Source organism: Solibacillus sp. FSL W7-1464, assembly GCF_038004425.1.
Lineage (GTDB): Bacteria > Bacillota > Bacilli > Bacillales_A > Planococcaceae > Solibacillus.
Map to the genome: position 1 here is coordinate 1,838,567 of NZ_JBBORC010000001.1, position 23,935 is coordinate 1,862,501.

Annotated in this window: 27 protein-coding genes and 3 pseudogenes; 24 read left to right on the forward strand and 6 right to left on the reverse strand. The window is 36.9% G+C overall.

From position 1 onward, the window contains the following. Positions 1–50: 50 nt before the first annotated feature. The 11 genes and pseudogenes from MKZ25_RS08945 (at position 51) to MKZ25_RS08995 (ending at position 8,070) form a co-directional block, all read left to right on the forward strand. Complete coding sequence (locus tag MKZ25_RS08945; protein ID WP_340798453.1) at positions 51–1,178, forward strand: MBL fold metallo-hydrolase; 1,128 nt, start codon at positions 51–53, stop codon at positions 1,176–1,178. Positions 1,179–1,307: 129 nt separating this feature from the next. Beyond that, positions 1,308–1,535 (forward strand): sulfurtransferase TusA family protein, encoded by a 228-nt coding sequence (locus MKZ25_RS08950; protein WP_251401579.1) that lies wholly within the window; start codon positions 1,308–1,310, stop codon positions 1,533–1,535. Between the two features lie 65 nt (positions 1,536–1,600). After that, the gene (locus MKZ25_RS08955; RefSeq protein ID WP_340801185.1) at positions 1,601–2,383 is read left to right on the forward strand and encodes a sulfite exporter TauE/SafE family protein; all 783 of its coding nucleotides are present in this window, start codon (positions 1,601–1,603) and stop codon (positions 2,381–2,383) included. 277 nt (positions 2,384–2,660) lie between these two features. Continuing rightward, entirely contained in the window at positions 2,661–3,323 is a 663-nt protein-coding gene (locus tag MKZ25_RS08960; RefSeq protein WP_340718258.1) for a nitrous oxide reductase accessory protein NosL, read from the forward strand. A gap of 5 nt (positions 3,324–3,328) precedes the next feature. After that, positions 3,329–4,660 (forward strand): right-handed parallel beta-helix repeat-containing protein, encoded by a 1,332-nt coding sequence (locus tag MKZ25_RS08965; RefSeq protein WP_340798454.1) that lies wholly within the window; start codon positions 3,329–3,331, stop codon positions 4,658–4,660. Beyond that, a complete protein-coding gene (locus MKZ25_RS08970; protein WP_340718260.1) occupies positions 4,657–5,115 on the forward strand; it encodes a nitrous oxide reductase accessory protein NosL in 459 nt (152 codons plus the stop codon). Before MKZ25_RS08965 ends, MKZ25_RS08970 begins: the two co-directional genes overlap by 4 nt. After that, positions 5,112–5,924 carry an ABC transporter permease gene (locus MKZ25_RS08975; protein ID WP_340718261.1) on the forward strand — a complete coding sequence of 271 codons (813 nt, stop codon included), beginning with the start codon at positions 5,112–5,114 and terminating at the stop codon, positions 5,922–5,924. Before MKZ25_RS08970 ends, MKZ25_RS08975 begins: the two co-directional genes overlap by 4 nt. Further along, positions 5,921–6,607: an ABC transporter ATP-binding protein gene (locus MKZ25_RS08980; protein WP_340718262.1), complete on the forward strand. Its 687-nt coding sequence runs from the start codon at positions 5,921–5,923 to the stop codon at positions 6,605–6,607. Before MKZ25_RS08975 ends, MKZ25_RS08980 begins: the two co-directional genes overlap by 4 nt. Further along, positions 6,604–7,128 (forward strand): peroxiredoxin family protein, encoded by a 525-nt coding sequence (locus MKZ25_RS08985; RefSeq protein WP_340718263.1) that lies wholly within the window; start codon positions 6,604–6,606, stop codon positions 7,126–7,128. The genes MKZ25_RS08980 and MKZ25_RS08985 overlap by 4 nt, the downstream gene beginning before the upstream one ends. A gap of 82 nt (positions 7,129–7,210) precedes the next feature. Beyond that, a pseudogene (locus MKZ25_RS08990) lies at positions 7,211–7,397 on the forward strand (ArsB/NhaD family transporter); the annotation flags it as partial. A 283-nt stretch (positions 7,398–7,680) separates the two neighbouring features. Beyond that, on the forward strand, positions 7,681–8,070 hold the full coding sequence (locus MKZ25_RS08995) for a DUF302 domain-containing protein (RefSeq protein ID WP_340718264.1): 390 nt from the start codon (positions 7,681–7,683) through the stop codon (positions 8,068–8,070). 230 nt (positions 8,071–8,300) lie between these two features. Here the strand turns inward: MKZ25_RS08995 and cydC are convergent, their stop codons facing one another. Together cydC and cydD are read right to left on the reverse strand one after the other, a co-directional pair. Next, positions 8,301–9,977, reverse strand: a complete 1,677-nt coding sequence (gene cydC / locus MKZ25_RS09000) for a thiol reductant ABC exporter subunit CydC (RefSeq protein ID WP_340718265.1) — start codon at positions 9,975–9,977, stop codon at positions 8,301–8,303. After that, positions 9,961–11,676: a thiol reductant ABC exporter subunit CydD gene (gene cydD / locus MKZ25_RS09005; protein ID WP_340718266.1), complete on the reverse strand. Its 1,716-nt coding sequence runs from the start codon at positions 11,674–11,676 to the stop codon at positions 9,961–9,963. The genes cydC and cydD overlap by 17 nt, the downstream gene beginning before the upstream one ends. Positions 11,677–11,996: 320 nt before the next feature. Here cydD and MKZ25_RS09010 point away from each other — a divergent pair, with 320 nt between their 5' ends. The 7 genes from MKZ25_RS09010 (at position 11,997) to MKZ25_RS09035 (ending at position 17,531) form a co-directional block, all read left to right on the forward strand. Next, the gene (locus MKZ25_RS09010) at positions 11,997–13,355 is read left to right on the forward strand and encodes a cytochrome ubiquinol oxidase subunit I (protein WP_340801186.1); all 1,359 of its coding nucleotides are present in this window, start codon (positions 11,997–11,999) and stop codon (positions 13,353–13,355) included. Then, positions 13,346–14,374, forward strand: coding sequence for a cytochrome d ubiquinol oxidase subunit II (locus tag MKZ25_RS09015; protein ID WP_340801187.1), 1,029 nt, complete (start codon positions 13,346–13,348; stop codon positions 14,372–14,374). The genes MKZ25_RS09010 and MKZ25_RS09015 overlap by 10 nt, the downstream gene beginning before the upstream one ends. 12 nt (positions 14,375–14,386) lie before the next feature. Beyond that, positions 14,387–14,479 (forward strand): cytochrome bd oxidase small subunit CydS, encoded by a 93-nt coding sequence (gene cydS / locus MKZ25_RS19855; RefSeq protein ID WP_445326859.1) that lies wholly within the window; start codon positions 14,387–14,389, stop codon positions 14,477–14,479. A 229-nt stretch (positions 14,480–14,708) separates the two neighbouring features. Further along, complete coding sequence (locus tag MKZ25_RS09020) at positions 14,709–15,986, forward strand: IS110 family transposase (protein WP_340801188.1); 1,278 nt, start codon at positions 14,709–14,711, stop codon at positions 15,984–15,986. 410 nt (positions 15,987–16,396) lie between these two features. After that, positions 16,397–16,585, forward strand: a complete 189-nt coding sequence (locus tag MKZ25_RS09025; RefSeq protein WP_340718269.1) for a hypothetical protein — start codon at positions 16,397–16,399, stop codon at positions 16,583–16,585. A 12-nt stretch (positions 16,586–16,597) separates the two neighbouring features. Beyond that, positions 16,598–16,858, forward strand: coding sequence for a spore coat protein (locus MKZ25_RS09030; RefSeq protein ID WP_340718270.1), 261 nt, complete (start codon positions 16,598–16,600; stop codon positions 16,856–16,858). A gap of 121 nt (positions 16,859–16,979) precedes the next feature. Then, entirely contained in the window at positions 16,980–17,531 is a 552-nt protein-coding gene (locus tag MKZ25_RS09035) for a cupin domain-containing protein (protein ID WP_340718271.1), read from the forward strand. 207 nt (positions 17,532–17,738) lie between these two features. On the opposite strand, the gene MKZ25_RS09040 is transcribed toward MKZ25_RS09035, so the two are convergent. Next, positions 17,739–18,410: an exosporium glycoprotein BclB-related protein gene (locus MKZ25_RS09040; RefSeq protein WP_340718272.1), complete on the reverse strand. Its 672-nt coding sequence runs from the start codon at positions 18,408–18,410 to the stop codon at positions 17,739–17,741. 493 nt (positions 18,411–18,903) lie between these two features. Here MKZ25_RS09040 and MKZ25_RS09045 point away from each other — a divergent pair, with 493 nt between their 5' ends. Then, the gene (locus MKZ25_RS09045; RefSeq protein WP_340718273.1) at positions 18,904–19,236 is read left to right on the forward strand and encodes an STAS domain-containing protein; all 333 of its coding nucleotides are present in this window, start codon (positions 18,904–18,906) and stop codon (positions 19,234–19,236) included. A gap of 192 nt (positions 19,237–19,428) precedes the next feature. Here MKZ25_RS09045 and lgt read toward each other — a convergent pair whose 3' ends face one another. Next, positions 19,429–20,247, reverse strand: coding sequence for a prolipoprotein diacylglyceryl transferase (gene lgt / locus MKZ25_RS09050; RefSeq protein WP_340801189.1), 819 nt, complete (start codon positions 20,245–20,247; stop codon positions 19,429–19,431). Positions 20,248–20,510: 263 nt separating this feature from the next. Next, positions 20,511–20,783, reverse strand: a pseudogene (locus tag MKZ25_RS09055) (transposase); the annotation flags it as partial. An 83-nt stretch (positions 20,784–20,866) separates the two neighbouring features. Here MKZ25_RS09055 and tnpA point away from each other — a divergent pair. The 3 genes from tnpA to tnpC are packed head-to-tail and all read left to right on the forward strand — an operon-like array spanning position 20,867 to position 23,164. Further along, the gene (tnpA, locus tag MKZ25_RS09060; protein WP_340800995.1) at positions 20,867–21,184 is read left to right on the forward strand and encodes an IS66 family insertion sequence element accessory protein TnpA; all 318 of its coding nucleotides are present in this window, start codon (positions 20,867–20,869) and stop codon (positions 21,182–21,184) included. Continuing rightward, a complete protein-coding gene (tnpB, locus tag MKZ25_RS09065; RefSeq protein ID WP_340800994.1) occupies positions 21,174–21,527 on the forward strand; it encodes an IS66 family insertion sequence element accessory protein TnpB in 354 nt (117 codons plus the stop codon). The genes tnpA and tnpB (MKZ25_RS09065) overlap by 11 nt, the downstream gene beginning before the upstream one ends. A gap of 38 nt (positions 21,528–21,565) precedes the next feature. Next, the gene (gene tnpC, locus MKZ25_RS09070; protein WP_340801190.1) at positions 21,566–23,164 is read left to right on the forward strand and encodes an IS66 family transposase; all 1,599 of its coding nucleotides are present in this window, start codon (positions 21,566–21,568) and stop codon (positions 23,162–23,164) included. Positions 23,165–23,220: 56 nt separating this feature from the next. Here tnpC and MKZ25_RS09075 read toward each other — a convergent pair. Further along, positions 23,221–23,373, reverse strand: a pseudogene (locus MKZ25_RS09075) (transposase); the annotation flags it as partial. A 2-nt stretch (positions 23,374–23,375) separates the two neighbouring features. Here MKZ25_RS09075 and MKZ25_RS09080 point away from each other — a divergent pair. Continuing rightward, positions 23,376–23,567, forward strand: a complete 192-nt coding sequence (locus MKZ25_RS09080) for a hypothetical protein (protein WP_340718477.1) — start codon at positions 23,376–23,378, stop codon at positions 23,565–23,567. Next, positions 23,564–23,917 carry an IS66 family insertion sequence element accessory protein TnpB gene (tnpB, locus tag MKZ25_RS09085; protein WP_340732394.1) on the forward strand — a complete coding sequence of 118 codons (354 nt, stop codon included), beginning with the start codon at positions 23,564–23,566 and terminating at the stop codon, positions 23,915–23,917. Before MKZ25_RS09080 ends, tnpB (MKZ25_RS09085) begins: the two co-directional genes overlap by 4 nt. Positions 23,918–23,935 lie beyond the last annotated feature (18 nt).

Here is a 23,935-nt window from a genome sequence, read left to right on the forward strand (position 1 = left end):
CTGAGCCGAAAAAAATTTAATTAAAATAATACCTATGGGGGTACAATTATATGACAGTAACAGCATGGACAGCAGCACAAGTTGCACGCAGAGTGATTGATAACAAAGAATTATTTATTTTAGACGTTCGTAATGCAGATGCATTTGAAGATTGGAAAATTGATGGTCATAAATTCGATTACTTAAATATCCCTTACTTCGAACTTTTAGATGGGGTAGAAGAAATTTTACCGAAAATCCCTGCGGATAAAGACGTACTTGTAGTATGTGCGAAGGAAGGTTCTTCTATCATGATAGCGGAAATGTTATCGGATGCGGGTCTTTCAGTGGGCTACCTTGAAGGAGGTATGAAATCTTGGTCAATGTACCTTGAGCCAATTAAAGTAGGCGATCTTAACGGCAATGGCGAGTTATACCAATTCGTACGTTTAGGAAAAGGCTGTCTTTCTTATATGGCTATCAACGATGGGGAAGCAGCGATTATCGATGCAGTACGATTTACAGACGTATTTACAAACTTTGCAAAAGAAAAAGGTGTAGAGATTAAGCACGTATTTGATACACACTTACATGCGGACCATATTTCAGGCGGTCGTCATATCGCAGCTGCGACAGGGGCAACATACTATTTACCATCAAAAGATGCAGAAGAAGTTGTATTTGATTACACACCACTTGAAGATGGTTTAAAAGTACAGTTAGGCACTTCTCAAATTGAAGTAGGCGCACTTTATTCACCAGGTCACACAATTGGTTCAACATCATTTGTGATTGACGGCAAGTATTTATTAACAGGTGATATTTTATTCATCGATTCAATCGGTCGCCCTGACTTAGCAGGTCTTGCAGAGGACTGGGTTGGTGACTTACGCGAAACATTATATTCTCGCTACCGCAGATTAACAGAAGATTTAATCGTGTTACCAGCACACTTCATGATCATTGACGAGTTAAACGAAAATGGAACAGTAGCGAAGCGCCTGGGTGATTTATTTGCTGAAAACCACGGTTTAAACGTAGAAGACGAAGACGTATTCCGTTCAATGGTTACAGATAACTTACCACCACAACCAAACGCGTACCAAGAAATTCGTACCGTGAATATGGGTAAAGTGACGCCTAGTGATGATGAACAAACGGAAATGGAAATTGGTCCTAACCGTTGTGCAGTACGCTAATTTAGTTTAGCAATGAGATGTTACACCTATGCTTGTCTCACGCTCAAAAGGCAAGTAACCGTTTACGTTTTATTCGGTAAATTAGAAAATCGCTTACAAAAAAGAAATTTACGAGAAGAGGAATTCAACATGAATATTACAAAAACTTTGGATGCAAAAGGTTTAGCTTGCCCTATGCCAATCGTACGTACGAAAAAAACAATTGACACAATTAACTCAGGTGAAGTATTAGAGGTACAAGTAACAGATAAAGGTGCACTTGCAGACTTCACAGCATGGGCTGGCGCAGGTGGTCACACAATTTTAGAGCAAAAAGAAGAAGCAGGCGTACTGTACTTTTATATTCAAAAAGCATAACAGTGTTTTGGGCGAGTAGAGCATTGTTCTACTCGCTTTAATTTTTATGAAAGAAGGACAAACAAATGGAAATCGATTTATCATTCACATTTATAGCCGTTATTTTCGCACTTGGATTTTTTGGATCATTTATTTCAGGGATGCTAGGTGTTGGAGGGTCTATTATTAAATACCCTTTACTTTTATACATTCCACCACTATTTGGACTTGCAGCATTCTCTGCACATGAAGTATCAGGAATTAGTGCGATTCAAGTGTTCTTCGCATCGATAGCGGGTGTTTGGGCGTACAGAAAAAGTGGTTTACTGCACAAAGAGCTCATCATCTATATGGGGGGCGCTATTTTAATCGGTAGTTTTATCGGTAGTTATGGTTCAGGTTTCTTATCAGAAGAAGTCGTGAATATCGTATATGGAATTTTAGCAGCAATTGCAGCAGTAATGATGTTTATCCCCCGTAAAACGGTTGAAGACACATCTGTTATTACATTTAATAAAGCGTTGGCAATTTCATTAGCATTAATTATTGGTATCGGTTCAGGAATTGTAGGGGCAGCCGGTGGGTTTTTACTCGTACCGATTATGTTAACGGTCTTAAAAATTCCAACTCGCATAACAATTGCGACGAGTTTAGCGATTACATTTATTTCTTCGGTCGGAGGTAGTGTGGGTAAAATCATTACCGGTCAAATTGAGTACTGGCCAGCGTTTATTATGATTATTGCAAGTATCATTGCAGCTCCTCTGGGCGCAAAAATCGGACAAAAAATGAATGTTAAAATTCTTCAATGGTTATTGGCACTTATGATTGGTGCAACAGCCATTAAAATCTGGATCGATATTTTATAGTACAAAATCGTTAGTTTAAAATAGAGTTCCTATTTGTTATTTACGAAGTTAGTTTGAGTTGATGCAATACGATCATGAATTTTTTTCGTAACTTGCGCCATACTGGATTAGAGGTAGGATTGAAGGTGTTGACTGTTAGATCGTAAGCTATCTTAGAATAAAATTTGTGAAGATTAGTTCATTAATTCGCTATAGAATCGTCACACCCATTTCAATTGAAGTCCATATTTCACTTATATAATTGAATTTGTAAAACTATCCATGTCGGAGGAGAATTATGAAAAAACTATTGTTTGCAGCACCTTTAGCACTCACTTTATATGCTTGTGGTGATGAGGAAGTGAAGGGAAGTGGTGAAAAAGCAGAGGTTTCACAAGAATCCCTAGAAGAGAAGAAGGTTTCGGTATCTGAACAAGCAGAATGGACTGTAGATGAGCGTTTACAAGAGCCAACAGAGGATACAACGTGTTATATGTGCAATATGAAAGTGTATACACGAGATCATGAACAAGGTGTCTTTTCTGCACAAGCTGTACATGAAAATGGCGAAGTGGTTTTCTATGATGATATTGGCTGTTTATTAAACGATGAGTATGTCAATAAAGTAGAGAATGAAAAATTTGTACGTGATTATCATACGCTAAACTGGTTTAACGTTGAAGAAGCATTTGCTGTAAAGACTGATATGAAATCACCAATGAACTGGGGCTACATTTTCTTTAAGTTTGAAGAAGATGCGGAAAACTACATTGCTGAGAACGAGCATGCTGCTATGGCAACAATTGATGAAATCAGAACGCAAGCAATCGAACGTCATAAGAAAAAGCAAATGAAAAATGGCGAAGAGCATAGTCATGGAGAGAATAACGATCATTCGAATGAAGAAAATAATACTAATGGTCACCAAGAAAATATGTCTTCAGATGAATCGAGCGAGTGATGACAATGAAAAACTGGATCATTGCCACTGTTTGTGGCGTACTAGTAGGTATTCTTACACCGATTGTTGCAGAAGCAAGTTCGGAGCATCAGCATGAATCACCTAGCTTTGTGCAACCGAAAAAACCGTTAAAGGGTGAAAAAAGCCAGTTGCAAAAATTAATAGATCGTACGGAACCAGGGGGCACGCTTTTCTTAGAAAAGCGTGTTTATCGTGGTTCTTTATCGATTACAAAGCCCATCACTATTATTGGAATGGACGGTACTAAGATTCACTCACTCACAACGGCATTAACAGTTTCTGATACACAAAATGTCGTGTTGGAGAATATCAGTTTTCAAGCAGAGAATACAGCGATTGTTGTAAGCAATGTACAAAATATTCACTTGAAAAATGTCGGAATAGGCGATTCGATGGCTGGTATACAAATTACGAAAAGTGAAAATATCAGTCTGCACGATGTAGATGTTCTCGGAAAAGAAGGACATTTCTCTTCAAAGGGACACGCTGTTGCAATCTATGAATCGAAGAAAATTACAGCTACAGATAATGATATAGAGCAAGTACTGGACGGATTTTATCTTGAAAGTGTCGAGGACATTCATTTGACGAATAATAGTATCAAAAATAGTCGTTATGCCATGCATATGATGTATAGCAATCATATCGAGTTAGCCAATAATAACCTATTTAATAATATGACTGGCTTTATGGTGATGATTGCAAAGGATGTACAGATTTCCGATAATATGGTAGCAAAAAATAATATGCTCAACAGTTTAGGAGTTTACGTATATGACGTTGAGAATGTGCTATTTGAAGACAATGAATTAAGGGAAAATACGACGGCGATGGATATACAAAATGCTCGTGATATCACAGTTGAGAAGAATGTCTTTTTAGTAAATGGTACTGTTTTACATGTACAGCGCTCACAAGAATTATTCGTTCAACAAAATGAATTTCATGGCAATATTTTAACTGTTCGTACAGATCAGCAAGGTTTCAGCTTAAAAAGGAATTATTATGACGATTATGAAGGAAAAGATTATAACGGGGATCAGATAGGGGATACCCAATATATAGCGACGAATTCATTCGGTCAATGGATGGTACGTAAACCCGTTTATCAATACTTTATGGAATCCCCCAGTGTTGTGACTTTAAATATGATGGATACAGAAGTAACGGAAAACAATACACAAGTTGTTGTAGATGAATACCCTATCATTTTAAAGAAGCCGTTTAGTTTGGAGATAGATATTCATATTTGGCAGTTGCTTATTAGCAGTATCCTTTTAATAAGCATGTTGATTATAAGGAGAAGATTAAAATGAAATTATTTAAATGGATTGGGTTTACGATATCGGTTTTCATTTTAGCAGCATGTAGTGAACAAACGTATGAGCCGAGAGAAATTAACGCAGAGGCAGATGTTTGCTATATGTGCAATATGAGTATTACACATGTGGATTATGCAGCACAGATTGTATTGAAAAATGGTGATCATGTCGCCTTTGATGATTTAGGTTGCTTAATGGAATATGTATTGGAACAGGGGAAAGAGAAAATAGGTGCAGGCTTTATTCGAGATACTAATTCTTCTAAATGGTTGAATATTGAAGAAGCCATTTATGTGTATTCTAAAGAATATTGGACGCCTATGAATTATGGGGTACTCGCCTTTAATTCACAAGAGGAAGCAAACGATTATATAAAAGCGCAGCCAGGCGAAATTGTTCCTTACGAAGAGCTTCTTACATTTAATTGGGGAGTACATGAGCACGAATGAGCATGCAAATGATTTTATTGGAATGTAAGCAGCTTTTACGTAGTAGATGGATACAGATTGTAACAATTTTATTTGCAATTGTATTTACTGCGATTTTAATGATTCAACATTTAGCTTTACCGGAAACGGAGGGCTTTACCCGTCAAACCGCCTCTTTACTTAATATTTTGCTGTTTTTGTTGCCGCTGTTTATGTTAACGATTGGCAGTATGAATATAGCGAGTGATCAAGAATCAGGCTGGTTGGGATTACTTCGAACATATCCTTTAACAATGGGACAGTATGTGTTGACAAAATATATAGCACTCTGCATAGTTTTCGCGGGAGTAGTCCTGTTTGTGTTTGCTGTGGCTTTTCTAGTGGGAAGTTTCTTTGGCGGGCTGAAGCTACCTCTATTTGCAATAGGTATTACAGCTTTGATTTTGCTCATATTTAATGCGGTGAGTATATTAGTAGGAACGATGGCAAAAAGTCGCTTGCATGCACTTGCAATGGGGTTAGGGGTTTGGTCTGTTATAAGTTTATTATTTTCTTATATGGTGATGGCGATCGGTACTGTTACGTCTGAAAACTTTTTACAGAAGCTAGTCATTGCAACGATTCACTTTAATCCACTTGAATGGATTCGTTATGGCTATTTCGTATTTTCCGAGCAAACAGCTGTATTAGGGCCGGCCTTTTATGGAATGTCGAAATTTTATTCTTCTCCACCAGGTTATCTTTTCTTCATCATCATTTCAAGTCTATGGGTCATCATTTCATTAGTTGTGGCGACAATTATTTTGAAGATTCGAGGTAAACGAGTATGACGGTACAACTTCATCATGTTACGAAAGTATTTAAAGGGGAACGAGGGATTTTTGATGTCAATTTCACACTAAAGCCAGGGCATATTACTGCGCTTGTCGGCTCCAATGGGGCAGGAAAAAGTACGATTATTAACATATTAACGAATTTATTGCACCCCGATAATGGAGAGATTATTCGCGAATCCCAAGAAGTAAGATTTATGCCAGATGATATTGAATTTCCTGATACGCTAACAGCTAAGGAGATTATGCACTTTTTAGGGAATTTGAAAAAGGTCCCAGTAAAAAGACAGATAGAATTATTAGATAAAGTAGGCTTATGGGAAGCAAGAAATTTAAAGGTTGGTCAATTCTCAAAAGGAATGCGGCAACGATTGAATTTGGCACAAAGCATAATGGGGGAAAGCCAATTTTATATTTTAGACGAGCCGACAAATGGGTTAGATCCTTTTTGGATTGCCCAATTAAAAGCTATGCTCAAAGAAGAGCGGGACAATCGGCAAATCATCTTATTTTCTACGCATTTACTAAGTTTAGCAGAAGAAATTGCTGATCAAGTTATTCTAATTCATCATGGCCGTATTTTGGCTTCAGGTGATATTAAATACTTATTACAAGAGGGTAAATGCCACACACTTGAGCAACTATGGCTACAAATAACAAAACAAGAGGTAGAGCGATGAAAAAGTGGTTTACGATTATTTTCGTTGTATCTGTTATGTTGTTTATATGCTGGGAACTTGTTGGAACCATAAAGGAATCGCAAGAACATGTTCCAGTTCGAGTGGAAAATATGATGCAAGCCACAGATTTTAAACTTCCAACGTTTGATGGGAAAAAAATTTCACTTCAAGAGCAACATGGGAAAATTGTTATTTTAAATTTTTGGGCTTCGTGGTGTGAGCCTTGCAGAATTGAAATGCCCCATTTTCAAACATTCTATGAAGAATATAATCAAGACATTGAAATTTTAGCTGTGAATGTTACAAGAAAAGACAAGATGAAAAATGTAGGAGCGTTTGTGGATGAGTATGATTTAACGTTTCCAATCTTACTAGACACATCTGGAGAGATTAGTACGATCTATGGTGCTTTTGCACTTCCAGCGACAATTATAATTGACCGAGAAGGAAATATTGCTCGTGAAATCTTAGGCCCAATGGATGAAGCTTTATTACTTAAATATGTAGAACCCTTATTATAAGTAAAGATCTAAATATATGGAAAGGATGTTTGAAAGAGTTATAAGTTTCAAACATCCTTTTATATTTTGATAAGTTTATTGGGCATTACATCTGGCACGTGTTGCAATGGGAATGGCATAAAAATGTTTGTGTATATTAGTTTGATCGGAGCTGCCGTTGCTGCATTAATTTCGAATGGCTGAGCTGAACTGTTCTTAACGCCAATTGTTTAGCGAAAAATGATTTTCCAGTTTATTTGGCGAGGGGTTATATTGATGGTACAACGAGCTAACCTTTTACCGTGAGTAACTTAGTCAATATCATATCGGCAGACATGATTGGGGAATAGCTTTTTCTATCTGGCAACGGTCATTATAATTGTTGCGGGTTTAATTGCAGCACCAATTGGGGTAAAAATAAGCAAAAAGATGGACACAAAAGTATTACAAGGAATACTAGCTGTTCTAATAAAGCAACTGCTTTAAAGAAATGGATAGATTTTTTAAAATTATCCAAACTAAATAATCAAATTATAATCTGATTAAATTATAATTCAAAATAGGGGGATATATATGGATTTTCATTTTACAGTAAATAGTGATAAATCAATTGATGAAGCGATTACATCTATAGAACAAAATCTTAAAGAAAATAAGTTTGGGGTTCTTTGGCAACTTAACTTGACTGAAACTTTGCTGAAAAAAGGCGTAGACAGCTATAAAAAGCCTTACCGAATTCTAGAAGTTTGCAATCCATTAGAAGCGGCACGAGTAATAGAGCATAATCCTTTAGTGGGTTACTTCTTACCTTGTAAAATTACCGTTTATGAAGAAGAAGGAAAAACCAAAATTGGACTTCCTAAACCAACTGCTATGATAGGTTTATTAAATGATACTGAATTAATTGCAATAGCAGAAAAAATTGAAAAAATCCTCATAGATGTATTAGAAAAAAGTAAATAATGAATTACCGGACAAGAATGTATGAAATAATGCATTCTTGTTTTTTCATTTTATTTAAGGATTACGGGTAATACTTATACAAGAATCACACCTAGGACTATCAATTGAATAATATTCTTTTTAAAAAAGGACAAAACATATTAGTCACTAAACTATGTTTTGTCCTAAAATTTGTTTATTTTGGTAGGTACAAATAATAGCTAAGATCTTGCTTTTACTGATTATCCAAACTACCTATTGTTGAATTGTTTTTGGTACATGGCGAAGTAAAGCCCCTGCTGACTGATTAACTCCGCATGTTTTCCTGCTTCGACTAATCTTCCGTTTTGCATGACAAAAATACAATCGAACTTGTCTAACTCTATTAACTTATGTGTCACGAGTATAAGTATCTTATTTGTTGATTCATTTAACAACGTTTGAAACAATTTTCTTTCTGTTTGAATATCTAAACTTGTAAATGGCTCATCTAAAACCAAAAGCGGGCTATCTTTTAATAAAAAACGAGCAAAAGCTAGACGTTGCTTTTCACCACCGGATAAATTCTCGCCTTTTTCATATACAACATCCTCTAGTTTTTTGAAGAGACAAGCTTTATTCAATATGAGTTGCATTTTTTCACGTGTTGCCTCTGGTTTCGCTAGTTGTAAGTTTGTCTCTATGGTTCCAGAAAAAAAATGGTTGTGCTGTAGCATTATACTTAATTGTTTATAAATTGAGTCAGTATCAAAGCTTGATAAAGGGTACATATCAAATAAAATTTCCCCGTTACTTGGTTCAAATTCATTCATCAATAACTGTAATATTGTTGACTTACCAGATCCACTTGGACCTATAATGGCAATCTTTTGACCGGATTGTACCGATAAGTTTATGTCTTCAATTGCTGGTCGTTCTATATTTGGATAAACATAGGAAACATGATTAAAATGAATTGAATGGATATTGTCTCTAAGTAAAATACCGTTCTGCTTCTCGATTGTTGGTGAGATTTCATTAAGCTCCTGCATGGCCTTTTTTGTATGTCTCACATAGTTAGGAGCCATTGCGAGGGGAATTGCAGACTCAAAAACCGTTAAAGAAACAAGAACAATCATCGCTAAATAAACTCCATCTAGTTGCTTCGTTGAAGTTAAATAAGCACCAATGAACAGAATCAAAAAGGTCGTAAATAGGGCAACAAGTTGATTCCCTAAAAATGCTGATTGTTCTTGATCCAATTCTTTTTGTTTTGCTTTTGCGAACTGCTTATTCCACTGTAATAAAGTTTGTTTTTTAGCTTCTAGCTGATTATGCAAGACTAAATCACGATAACCATAAAAATATTCCGTACCCTCTATTGTCATCATTTTTTTATCTTCAGTTGCTGTTTTATGCGGAATACGGAGTAATATATACGGCACGATAAGACTTGTTAAAACAATGCCTAATAGTAAACAAAGCGCAATCCAAGTTGAAAAGAAAAGCATAAATAAACATGTTGTAAAAAAGACAATGCCTGTCACAAACGGTGGGTATAATACACGTAAAAAAAAATTTTGTACAGTCTCCACATTTGTTGTAACTCTGGTTAGTAAATCACCACTTTTATAAGTGTTTAATAAATGCGCTTTAGGTAGCAGTTTATTAAAAAATAGCATTCGAATTTTACTGATGAAACGAAATGTTACACGATGTGTAATCAAGCGCTCGGTGTATTTACTAATTGATTTTGTTACACCAAATAGTTTTAAAAAGGCGGTTAGGATTAAAATGATATAAAAGGGTGGTAATAGCGCGGCTTTAGAAATAAGAAGCCCACTTTGTGCAAAAAGCGCAACTGCTGTTAAACCACCAATTGTTCCACATAACAGTGCTAGTAACACATCTTTCTTATCTGTCCAAATGAACTCAACTAATGATTTCATCGATAAATCCTCCCTTCATCATCTTTTGATAAAATGGATGTTGGACTAGTTCACCTTGTGTACCATAAGCAGCAATTTGTCCGTTTTCAACGATATAGATAACATCTGCAAAGCGAATACTTTTATATTGATGTGCGGCAATAATGACGGTTGCAAATTCACTTAATACTTGAATGGAATGTGTTAATAGTTGTTCTGTTAACACATCAAGTCCAGCTGTTGGTTCATCAAAAAATACAATGTGTCCCTTTTTTAAAAAGGCACGCGCAATGGCAACGCGTTGCTTTTCACCACCTGATAAGCCAAGTCCCCCTTCGCCAAGCGCAATGTCCAATCCTTGTGGAATCATTGAGAGCCAGTCCATAAGTTGGGCATCCTTCAATGCTCTTAAAATTTCTGCGTCACTATACGGCAGCCCCATACAAATATTGTCTCGCAACGTACCAGAGAATATATAAGGATGTTGTGAAATGTAGCTTACCTGAGCATACCAGTCCGATTCCTTATAGATTGCACGCGGCTGATCATTTAACATAACGGAACCTTGGTCAATTTCAATCAAACTTGAAAGCATATTTAAAATTGTACTTTTCCCATGTCCAGTTTGACCGATGAAAGCAACGGTTTTTCTAGGAGATATTGTACAAGATATAGGTCCAATGGTCGTCCCGTTTGCATAGCTGTAAACGGCTTGATTTAATGCTATTTTGGGCTGCGTTGGTAAGCTATTGGTACCCCATTGAACAGGGGCTGTTTTTTCAGTAAGTTGCTGTTCGATTAAATTTGCCGCACCAAGGCTTCCTCGTCCTGTATGAAAGGCACTGCCTAATTCCTTCAATGAATTATAATACTCAGGTGCAAGTGTCAAAATGAAAAAGGCTGGTGCAAATGCGAGTGTTTGAAAGACAATCATTTGAAAGCCAATCTCGAGTGCAATTAAGCCAATACCTAATGTGGCAATTAGTTCAATAAATAATGTCGATGCAAACGCAATTTTTAATACGCTTAATGTACGTTTCATAAAGCCTTCATTACTGGTAGCTAGCACTTGTTCCTGTTGTTTACTTTGTCCAAATAATCGGATGGTTTGCAGGCCCTGTAGTAAATCGAGAAATTTCCCTGAAAAACGATTTAAAGCCTCTAGTTGTTCTTCTGATTTTTTCTTTGTTTGCATGCCAATAATAATATACGTAATCGGCACAAACGGGGCAGTAATGAGCATAATCCAACCACTATTAGGATGAATATAAAAGACAGTGGCTAATATCATTATTGGCACAATGATTGTTTTAATTACTTGCGGAATGTATTCACGATAATAGCTTTCTAATTGTTCAACTGTATCCACAAAAAGTGTCACTCTTTCACCAGTTTTATGTTGAATGTGCTTCTCTAAAGAAGATTCAGACCACTTCGCTAAAAGCTCATGTCGAACAGCTATTTTCACGCTCGCTGCAAATATGCCACCGATTTTGCCAATCCCAAATTGAGAAAGCAATCTTCCGATCATTGATAAAAATAAGTAACCAAAAGACGGAAACGTATCCTGGAACGGTACGTGTTCGATAAACACGTCATTAACAATTGTTACAATGCTTAAGGCTTGTAATATGATACTTGCGCCAGTTATCCCGGAAATAAGAATGAGAAGTAATAATAGCAACTTATTTTTATTTGTAAGTTGTTGTAAAAAATGCATAAGATTCGCTCCTTTCGCACATCAGCTATTTATACGAATACTAAAACAGGCGAAGTAGAATATTTACTAGTGTTACGTGATTAGGATAAATTTAAACGCGTACAATAAGCGGGAATTATGAAAAAGAAGATTCGAACATTAATCGAAGCATCTCACCGTTTTATAATGAAAAACCTTTTAAATTTGCACTAGAAGAAAATTAAATTGATTAAATATTCTATACGAGGTGAATAACTATGCCTAAGAAAAAAGCAATATTTGTGACGAGCTCTCGTTATCAACCATCGTAATGATTTATGTTATAACCGCAATTTTTTTGGATGTTAGGAGGAATTGAGATGGAAGGCTCCTCGGTATTTTGGAGTAGGGCATTAACAGAATTAACTTTATCATTCCATATTATCTATGCAACGCTTGGTGTTGGAGTACCGCTAATGATTTTGATTGCACAATATGTCGGTTATAAAAAGAATGATATACATTACACGTTAATGGCACGGAGGTGGGCAAGGGGATATACGATTACTGTTGCTGTAGGTGTTGTAACAGGAACCATCATCGGCTTGCAATTATCATTATTATGGCCACAATTTATGGAACTTGCTGGAAAGGTTATTGCACTCCCATTATTTATGGAGACCTTTGCCTTTTTCTTTGAAGCTATTTTCTTAGGCATATATTTATATACATGGGATCGCTTTAAAAATCCAAAGCATCATATGCTATTACTCATTCCAGTAGCGCTGGGTTCAGCAATGTCTGCCATATTTATTACAATTGTAAATGCATTTATGAACTCACCTCGGGGCTTTGACATAGTCAATGGCGAATTGATTAATATTCAACCACTATTAGCAATGTTTACCCCCGCAATGCCTACTAAAATTGCACATGTATTAGTTTCTGGTTTTATGACGGTAGCCTTCGTATTAGCTGCAATTGCTGCTTACAAATTATTAAAAGGTGAAAACGAAATTTATCATAAAAAAGCCTTATCATTACTCATGAAGCTTGGTATTATTTTTTCGCTTGCTACAGCATTGGTAGGTGATTTTTCGGCCAAGTATTTAGCAGAATATCAGCCTGAGAAATTAGCGGCAGCGGAATGGCATTTTGAAACGACAGAAGGAGCGGATTTAATATTTTTCGGTATATTAGATGAAGAAGATGTAAAATATCAAATTCGCATTCCCAAATTACTAAGCTTTTTAGCATTTAGTAATTTTAAATCGGAAGTGATCGGTTTGGAAGAATATCCGGAGGAAGATCGGCCTCCACTGTATATTCACTATTTCTTCGATACAATGGTTACCATTGGAGTTTTACTGATTCTTTTATCCCTTGCTTTTGTTATTGGTAGATGGGGGAAATGGAAATGGATCCATTCCCGTTTGTTTAGATGGTTGATTGTACTAAGTGGACCTTTATCAATAATTGCTATTGAAGCAGGGTGGTGGCTTGCCGAACAAGGACGTCAACCATGGATTTTATACGGTATTATGCGTACTGAAGAAGGCGCGACAACAGCAACAGGCGTCGAATGGTTATTTATTGTTTTTGCGATTGTTTATTTAATTTTAGGAATAGGCAGTATTGTGGTATTAAATCGTATGTTTAAAAATAATCCTGCAGAGAAAGAATTGGCTGCACGTAAAGGTGGTGCAAAGTCATGGACATAGAAATTTTAGGGATTTCTGTACTATGGATTTTTCTATTTGGATATGTAATTATCGCTTCCATAGATTTTGGTGCGGGATTTTTCAATGCTTACAGTTTAATCACGAAGAAAAACCATATTCTCTCTAAAGTTATTAAACGTTATTTATCCCCCGTATGGGAAATTACCAATGTATTTTTAGTATTTTTCTTTGTCGGAATCGTTGGGTTCTTCCCACAAACAGCTTACTATTATGGGACTATTCTATTAGTACCTGCATCCGTTGCGCTTATTTTACTGGCGATACGAGGAAGTTATTATGCGTTTGAATCCTACAGCACTTTACGTGGACATAAAGGCTATGCATTTGCTTATGGAATCGCCGGTCTTTTCATCCCTGCAGCCTTTTCGGTTATTTTAACGATTTCTGAGGGAGGCTTTGTGACGATCCAAGATGCAGGTCCTAAATTAGATTATCCTGCATTATTCACTAGTACATTATCTTGGTCGATTGTCGCGTTAAGTGTTACAGCAGTACTCTATATATCAGCAGTATTTTTAACGTGGTATGCCAAAAAAGCAGGGGACTCAGATGCAAGCGATTTAATGCGTAAATATGCACTTATTTGGGGGATTCCATTAATTGTTAGTGCCATTGGTATTATTCTTGAATTTAAAGCTGAAAAACACTGGCATTATGAAAATATGTTAGATATATCTTGGTTATTTATTATTTCAGGTACTCTCTTCTTAGCAACGTATTGGCTTTTATGGAGAAAAGCGAAATACGGCTTAGCCGTCATTTTGTTAATACTACAATTTGCGGCTGCATTTTTTGCATATGGATTTTCGCATTATCCATATTTGTTGTATCCGCATTTAACCATTCATGATAGTTTTACAAATCAAGCCATGGCAATTTCACTTGTTGTTGTCTTCATTGCAGGGTTATGTTTGTTAATCCCTTCACTATATTTAGTTTTCAAGCTTTTTATTTTTAATAAAGGCTATCTTTCAGGTGATGATGAAACGCATGTATGAGGAGATGTGGAAATGGAAGCATTTTTAATAACTTATGCACCGATTATTGTTGTGATCATATCCGTTTTTGCTGCATTTTTCGTTGCAGCAAAAACGGAGTTATAAAGTACCTAACTGGAGGATTGAATCCTTTGTTTAGGAAAATATGTCGTTTTCATGTGTTAAGTTGTTAGTCAAGTATTGTATAAATTTTTAATAAAGGTGAATTATTAATGTAAAGGAGCATTCCTGTTAGAAAGATTTTCGGGGACTTGAAAATAAAAAAGCCCTCTTGTATGATGCTTGAGTGTCAACGGTCATTGACTCATACATCTACAGAGAGGACTCCATTCCAATGAATTTTAATACGAATGAGAAAATTAATCAAGTTTCTGAAAATACTCTAGTTATCGGCATCGACATTGCTAAACATAAACATTATGCATGTGCAATTGATGATCGAGGTCGAGTGCTCCAAAAATCATTTCCAATCGCGCAATCACGTATTGGTTTTGAAAACCTTTATGAACGCCTAATGGCGCTTAAAGCAACTTATGATAAACATGAAATTCTCGTTGGGTTCGAGCCAACGGGTCACTACTGGATGAACTTAGCTGCTTTTTTAACGAACTATGGGATTCCATTTGTGATGGTCAATCCAATGCACGTCAATCGTTCGAAAGAATTAGATGACAATCTGCAAACGAAGAATGATCAAAAGGATGCGCTAGTCATTGCTCGCCTTATGAGAGACGGTCGTTTCAGCTATCCCCGACATCTTGAAGGAATCGAGTCTGAGTTACGAAATGGAACGACTTTACGTTCAAAGGTTCAAGAAGATTTAAATGCCCTACAAAATCGCATTATCCGTTGGCTAGATCGCTTTTTCCCTGAATTCACACAAGTGTTTAAAAGCTTTGGGAAAATGGCGTATGCGGTCCTTGAAATGACACCGTTGCCAACAGATATTGTAGGCAAATCACCAGAAGAATTACTATTTTTATATCGGCAGGTAGAGGGTATGAAATGCCCGCAGTTACCAAAGGCAAAGCAATTAGTCGAGGTTGCAGAAAGCTCAATCGGACTGACAGAAGGTTTAGTGATGGCCAAATTCGAAATTGCCACGCTTCTTTCACAGCACAAATTGATGCAGGTTCAGCTTGATGAATTAACAACTCAGCTCGTAGAGTTAGCCAAACAAATGACGGATTATGAATATTTAGCATCGGTACCTGGAATCGGTGATGTTACAATTGTCGATTTATTATCAGAGGTAGGTTCCTTAACGCAATATGCACATCCACGCCAATTAATTAAACTAGCGGGACTCACATTGCGTGAAAACTCTTCTGGTCAGCAAAAGGGACAAAAAAGGATTTCCAAACGAGGGAGAAGAAAACTTCGTGCCCTCCTCTTTCGAGTAATGATGCCTTTAATCTTGCATAATCCAGCGTTCAAACAACTACATGAATATTACACTACACGCACCATCAATCCGCTTCGAAAGAAGCAGTCCATCGTCGTGTTATGTGGGAAGTTACTGAAGATTTTACATGCCCTATGCAAAAAGAAAACAATGTTTAACGAACATCAAATGATGACCGATTTCGCTAGTCTTCAAACGGCTGCTTAATATCACTAGTAGAAGTCAAAAACAAGAGGATGACACGGAGAAGCCGGCATTATTTTCACCATCCGACCGTTGAATGAATTCAAATGAGTCCCTAAAGGAGCATCGCCAGCCTCTGCCTTATGAATAGACCGAACGAAGGAATGTACGCGCAATTAGACGCCTAGAGACATGGGAGGGTCCGTCATCATAAGCAACGCAGAGATCCAAATGTGCATCAATATACGGTACTGGATCAGGATAGCTATTACCAATTAATGGATCATCCTTTAGCGAAGCGTTCGGACGCATTGTAAAAAAAATCAAGAATTACAAAATAACGATAGATGTATGTGTCATAAAAAATTTTTTTTGACACTCAGAAATGGCGCTAGCCATTGATATATCAACATTTATAGAGGGAGGAATTAACAGTGAATCATAACTTAACTGAACTAGAAGTTGAGCATTTACGTAGTTTAATTGGTGGGCATGGAAACGTTGCAAAAAAATTGGAAATGTATGCATCAAGTTGCACAGATACAGATTTAAAAGCACTCTTTGAAAGAGATGCACAAGCTGCTAAGCAAGCACAACAGGATTTAATAACATATTTAAACTAAGGAGGAGTGTAAATGTTTCAAGATAAAGAAATGGTCAATGATTATCTGGCCGGGTTAAATGCAAGCTTAACTGGATATGCCAATATCATCGCACAAACGAATAATGCGGAACTCAGACAAACATTAATCCAATTGCGAAATCAGGATGAATCCCGTCAACGAACTTTATACAGTTATGCCCTTCAAAAAGGATACTATCAACCTGCTGCACCAGCTTCAAAAGAGGTCGTTCAGCAATTGCGAAACCAATTAATGTCTGACATGCAGAACTAATATTTAGTAAGCCGAACTATGTATTCGGCTTTTTTTTTGCCTAAATCGAAATCTATACTTAGAAAACACATTATTAAAAGTTAGCATACAATAGTATATTATTTTCGAAAGGGTTGAAAAAATGTATTATTCCCCATACGGGTATCCATATCAACACCCATATTACAGTATTGCTCCGATGTATCATTATGCTGTGAATACAAATCAATGGAATCCTCAAGGTCCTGTTCTTGTAAATCAAACTAATTCATCTCAAAATAATGGTTTGCCAATCAGTGATTACGGAAAACGTCCTTTTGTTATAAATATTAATGAGGCAGCTAAACAAAACAATACTTATCGTACTGCTTTGTGGACAGGAAATCACCTACAGGCTACATTAATGAGCCTAAATCCAGGTGAAGATATCGGTTTAGAAATGCATCCTGACGTTGACCAATTTTTACGAATCGAACAAGGTCAAGGTGTTACTCAAATGGGTAAAAGTAAAAATCAGTTAGACTTTAGTAGAAATGTTCAGGATGATTCCGCAATTTTTATCCCCGCTGGAACATGGCATAACTTAACGAATACAGGGAATATTCCATTAAGGCTATATTCTATCTATGCACCACCTAATCATCCATTTGGCACGATTCACCGCACCAAGGCAGATGCAATGCATGCTGAGTAAGGGATTTCTTAACTTAATGGTAGCCCCGGAATTGATGGTATAACACCCAGACCTATGGATTCAAAGGTCGGAATTTTTAGTCAACGAAGGGTTGGAAGATGTTAAAAAAGAAAATAATATAAAACACATTCTTTAATAATTTATACTCATGGGAATTCTTGTAGGAAAAGGATATGTTCCAGAAAAAGCATATGAATTGGTAGAAGTTTAAGAAATCGTAATACCTGCTGTTGCAGCACCTGTAAGTACGATAATATCTGTAACACCTGTTCCACTAACAGAAAACACCATTGCTAAACGGTCACCAGCGGATACCGGAATATTTGATAAATTCGCTAATCCTTGGAAGGTAGTACCGACATTAATCGTTCCTGTAAGTACCGGCGTTAAGTTAACAAATGCATTTGTTGCTGTGAATGTGATAATTCCAGCAGGGGCGCGATAAACTTGTGCAGTAATAATAGCCGTTCCTGTAACATCAGCAATAGCTGTTTCTGTAAATGTTGCAGAAATAGCGGTATTAGTTCCTACACGTGGAACAGAAAAAGCTTCTGTTGTACCTGCTACTTCAGTTGGTAAGATAACCGTATTTCCTATTGCAATAGTATCAACAGCACTTCCAAAACCGATTGCAGACACTCCTCTAACTTCTCCAAGTTCTGGAGGTGTAAACGTTACTGTTACTAGTCCAGTTCCTGAAGAAAACGGAATTATGGAACCTATATTTTCAGGAGGACATACTGTACTAGTTGCTCTAAGTGGACCTGATGAAAAACATAGATTTCCACATTTAACCGATAGTTGATTAGAACTAACACTGCACCCTCTATTCATACAATTACACATTCTCTCACCCCCCTTCTTTAATATCCTATTCATAACAATATAAAATTGAAGTGCAGTTATTTATGATTCGCGCCTTACCAACCGCCGGATCATGACGAATGAGACTGCGCTCTTTTTGCAGACTCAAGCGGCATGGGCGGTACCGCGAATCGAATTGTAAGTCAAATTTCGAAAAAGTTATTCGACGCATTCAATCGAGTAATTCAAAAGGATTTAAAGAACTAGTTCAAAATTCAGAAAAACGATACAGGACGATGTTGTAGAGCTTTATGTATTGTATTTAAATCCAAATCGAAAGTGAGAAGGAATAGGCAGTAAGCTATTAGCAGCTATTACAAATGAGCAAATAGAAAAAGCGCTGTAGAACAATGGGTATCTGTTGCTAAAGATAATATGCATAAATTTATGCATATTTTACGCAAAAATAGGGAATCTTGACGAAGGATTTCGCTTTTTTATTCTGAATAAAAGTGTTTTAATAGTTCTTAAGATGGGAAAATATAATGGGACTTAAGGAGGGGAATAAATGAATTTAAGATTACAAAAGCGGGAAGTTGAAGATTTGATACAGGGATTTATTGAAGGTGAAATCGATAGTCATACAGCACCAATATTAAAAGGTGAACTAGAATTAATTGCTTTGTCAGACGGCTTTATTATAGAATTAGATCTTTCCAAAGTAACTTATATGGATAGTAGTGGTCTTGGTGTACTTGTTGCTTTCTATAAGAAAGTAATTAAAGAAAATACTTCCCTAAAATTGTTGAATCCATCTGCAAGAATGGCGAGAATGTTTAATATAACGGGCCTTAGTCAGTTTATGAATATTGAAATAAGAAAAGTCACTAGTGTAGGCTAAAAAAGCAATAACGCTAATGAATTTTAGTAAGAAAGCCAATTCAATTATTAATTCCATCACTGACGATGCTGACATTCTCCCTAACCCACCGTCCCACCCCTAATACATAATCGGGCGCTTTCCTTAATTAATACAACAAAAAAGCTCCTACATTTATGTTTCCTTAATGTAGGGGCTTAGAATTGTTTCTTGCTAAAATTTTTCTTGATATTTAGTAGGTATTTTTATACAAAATCGACGATAAACAATTAATCCAATTGCTACAATAAGGCTAAGAATCGATACAATTTGTGCTGAACGTAATTCCCCGATTAAATAAAGGCTGTCCGTGCGCATGCCTTCGATATAAAAACGACCAATCGCATACCAAATTAAATATGTTGCAAATACTTCACCCCGATTTAAGTGTTTGCGAATAAGTAAGACAATAATTAACCCGACTAAATTCCATAAAGACTCATATAAAAATGTAGGGTGAACATAACTACTCAAGCTTTCTATATACATCTGGTTAATTAACCAATTAGGTAAGTGTAATGATTCTAAAAATGCTCGACTCACTGGTCCACCATGAGCTTCTTGATTCATGAAGTTACCCCAGCGTCCTATAATTTGTCCAATTAGTAAACTTGGTACTGTAATATCTGCAACTTTGAAAAAGGATATTTTTTTTACTTTACAATAAATAATAGTCGTTAAAATGGCTCCGATTAATCCACCATGGATCGCAATACCACCGTTCCAAATTTCAATTGCTCGCAGAGGATTAGCCGCATATTGATCCCATTCCATTGTAACGTAGTAGATTCGTGCAGAAATAATCGAAATAGGAATAGCCCACATTAAAAAATCTGTATAAAAATCTTTTGGTAAGCCCCGTTTATCAGCTTCTTTATTTGCAACTATGTATCCTAAAAGAATACCTGATGCAATTAAAATACCGTACCAACGAATATCTATAGATCCAATGCTAAAAGCAATAGGATTAATGGTAAGCAATAACAAATTCACGAAAACAAAAACCTCCATTTCATTTAACTAAATAAGAATGACACAATTATGTTTATTTTAACATTAAAATGAAATATAAGTATTACCTCTAGATAAAGTTAGGGGGCATTTCTGCGTGTTTATTCCACAAAACCAGCTAATAGTTGTCAATAATTTTTATTAAAAATAATAAAAATATCATGTTATACTAAATTTGTGCATGCCAAATAACCGTCCAAATTCTTAATTTGGAAAGTTCAGGTTTACTTGGTTAAATTGTTAAATCAATCTATGTCTTGGAAAGAATTCTTGCTTTTTAATAGTGCATAAATCCAAAGTAAGAGTTTGTTTGCACAAGCTATTACAGCTACTCTAAATAGTTTTCCTTCTTCCTGTTTTTTATCATAAAACGCTCGTAATTTCTTATTACGAGGAAGGATTTCATCCGTTGTTTTCTGTTTTCGACAGTCACGAATAGCACATTTAACAGCCATATACAAAGCTTGCCGTAGTCTGCTAGAGCCTCTTTTGGTTATTCGGTTGTAAGTACCTTTGAAGTAAGCGCCAAATATAGCACACCTTCAACGAATTCAATGGCCATGAGACAATCATGACAATGAATGAAGTTGGAGGTTTTTTTATGAAACGATCAGAACGTCAGCTGATGTGGCAATCTCGTATTCAAGCTTTCCACACGAGTGGTGAAGCAAGCGTTGCTGCTTGGTGCGCAAAAGAAAATGTACCTGTTCAAAGTATGTATCAGTGGCTGCGTAAATCACGGACGCAGACAAAAATTCAACCTGCTCAGTGGTTACCTGTTGTTGTACAAGAGCCTGTTCTACCTGAAACGATTCCCATTACGATTAAATTAAATGGCATCACCATTGACTGTCCACCCGATTTTGATGAAGCGACTTTAACGAAAGTCCTTCAGGTTGTCCAACATCATGTTCACTAATTTAAGAATGGATCAAGTGTTCATTGCGTGTGGACCAACAGATTTACGGAAATCCGTGGATGGTCTCGCTGCAATTGTACAAGAAAGCTTTCAGCTTGATCCCTTTTCATCGCATCTCTTTGTATTCTGTAACCGAAAAAAGGATAAATTAAAAATCCTTCACTGGGACCATAATGGATTTTGGCTCTTTTATCGTCGTTTAGAAGATGGCCTGTTTGACTGGCCCGATGAAGCGACTACGCCATTGAAAATTTCAGGCAGGCAATTTAAATGGTTACTCGAAGGGTTACCTATGAATCAAAAATCCTCACATATGAAGATTTCTGCTAAAGTTGTCATTTGAAAAAGGAATTCGGCTATTCAGGTCGAATTTCTTTATCTATGGTAAAAATCGAACTTACTCCAACACTTACAATTGAAGAACTCGCAAAAAAGAATGCGGCGTTGGAAAAACAAAATGAAGCCCTACTGGCTAAACTCAACTGGTGGGAAGCACAGTTCCGCCTGAGCCAACAAAAGAAGTATGGTGCTTCAAGTGAAAAAACCAACCAAGATCAACTTACGCTGACGCTATTCAATGAAATGGAAATGACGTCAGATAACACGGTCGAAGAACCGACGCTTGAAACGGTTACCTATAAACGTAAAAAGCGTTCGGGTCAAATCGAAGCGATGTTAGAAAACTTGCCTGTCGAAACGATTCACTATCGTTTAAGCGAAGAAGAGCAGGTTTGTTTGTGTTGCGGTGAAAAGACACACGAAATGAGTACACAAATCCGTCGTGAATTGAAAATCATTCCGGCACAAGTCGAAGTGGTCGAACATGTTCAACACATTTACAGCTGCCGTCATTGTGAAAAAGAAGGAACAGAAACACCTATCGTCACAGCGAAAATGCCAGCGCCTATGTATCCAGGTAGCTTAGCTTCGCCATCAGCGATGGCTTATTTGATGAGCCAAAAATATTGTGAAGGTCTTCCGCTTTATCGACAAGAAAAACAATTAGAGCGAATGGGCATTTCACTCTCACGTCAAACGATGGCGAACTGGATGATGTATGGGGCGAACACATGGCTTATCCATTTATATCATCATCTTCATAAAAAACTACTACAAGAGGATATTGCCCATGCGGATGAGACCAGTTTACAAGTATTAAATGAACCTGGTCGCGCTGCGACAAGCAAATCGTTTATGTGGATGTATCGAACAGGTCGAGAAGTAGCGCCCATCGTGCTTTATGACTATCAAACAACACGCTCGGGTAAACATCCCAAAGCATTTTTACAAGGTTTTTCAGGTTATCTCCATGTCGATGGATATGCAGGTTATCACGACTTGAAAAATGTCGAGTTGGTCGGGTGCTGGGCGCACGCGCGTCGAAAATATGATGAAGCACTGAAATCCTTACCAGCAAATCTACAAAATACAGAGCAGCCATGTGCCGCAAAAATAGGCCTTCAATTCTGTAATCGTTTATTTGCGATCGACAAAAAGATTAATAAAATGGACGACTGTACACCTGAACGTCGCTACGAGGAACGTCTGAAGCAGAGTAAACCTGTATTAGATGATTTTTTAGTATGGCTAAAAACAGAAAAAGCCCGTGTCGCACCAAAAACAAAATTAGGTGAAGCCATTACATACTGTTTAAATCAGTGGCAAAAACTCGTGGTATTTTTAAAGGATGGTCGTCTAGAGTTAGATAATAATCGAGGCGAACGTTCGATTAAACCGTTCGTTATCGGTCGCAAGGCGTGGTTATTTGCGAGTTCTCCAAAAGGCGCAAAGGCTAGTGCTGTCATTTACAGTATTGTAGAAACAGCCAAAGAGAACCAACTCGATCCGCTGAAATATTTAACGTATGTCTTGGAACAGCTGCCGTTAATTGAACGAACAGACGACGCAGCGTTAGATGCGTTGATGCCTTGGTCAGATAAAATTCCGACCAACTGCCACGTACCAAAACGAACTATATAGATAACATAACAATAGCGGCTGCCTAAAACTAGGTGGCCGCTATTTGACGCTTACCCTTTGAATGTACCAGATTCAAAGACACTTGGATCAAGACCGGCAAATGCGACTAGTTTCTTAGGGTGATTAAACGTAAGCCCGTAATCAAACAACGCATATAAAACAGCAGGCACCTCCGGTACGATAAATGTATCAATCAAAGGAGGTGCCATTTATGTCTAAAAACAAATTAACCATTGTTCCCGTCAAACTCGATCCTCTTCCAGTTGAAACTTCTTCGAATCATTCTCTTCAATACACTGCTGAGCCAAGTTGTGTAATTAAAACCGCTGTGGCTGAAATTTCCTTCTTCAATGGCGTAGATGAGCGCATTATCCAAACCATTATGAAGGAGCTGAAGGGATGAAACAGGATTTTACGAGCGTGCAAAACATCTACATCATCTGCGGCAAGACAGACATGCGTAAAGGAATTGATGGTCTCGCAACGCTCATTCAAGATTCTTTCGAATTGGATCCGTATAGTGATTCTATCTTTCTGTTTTCTGGATGGAGCAAGGATCGTTATAAATGTTTGTATTTCGATGGAGATGGCTTCGCCATGCTTTATAAACGATTAGATAATGGGAAATTACAATGGCCAAAAGATGAAAATGAGGTACGCAAACTTTCGCAACAAGAGCTTCGTTGGTTATTAGAAGGATTATCTCTGCAACAGCCAAAGGCGATTGCAAAATCTACAAAAGGTATCTTTTAATAGCCCTATTTTAAGTGG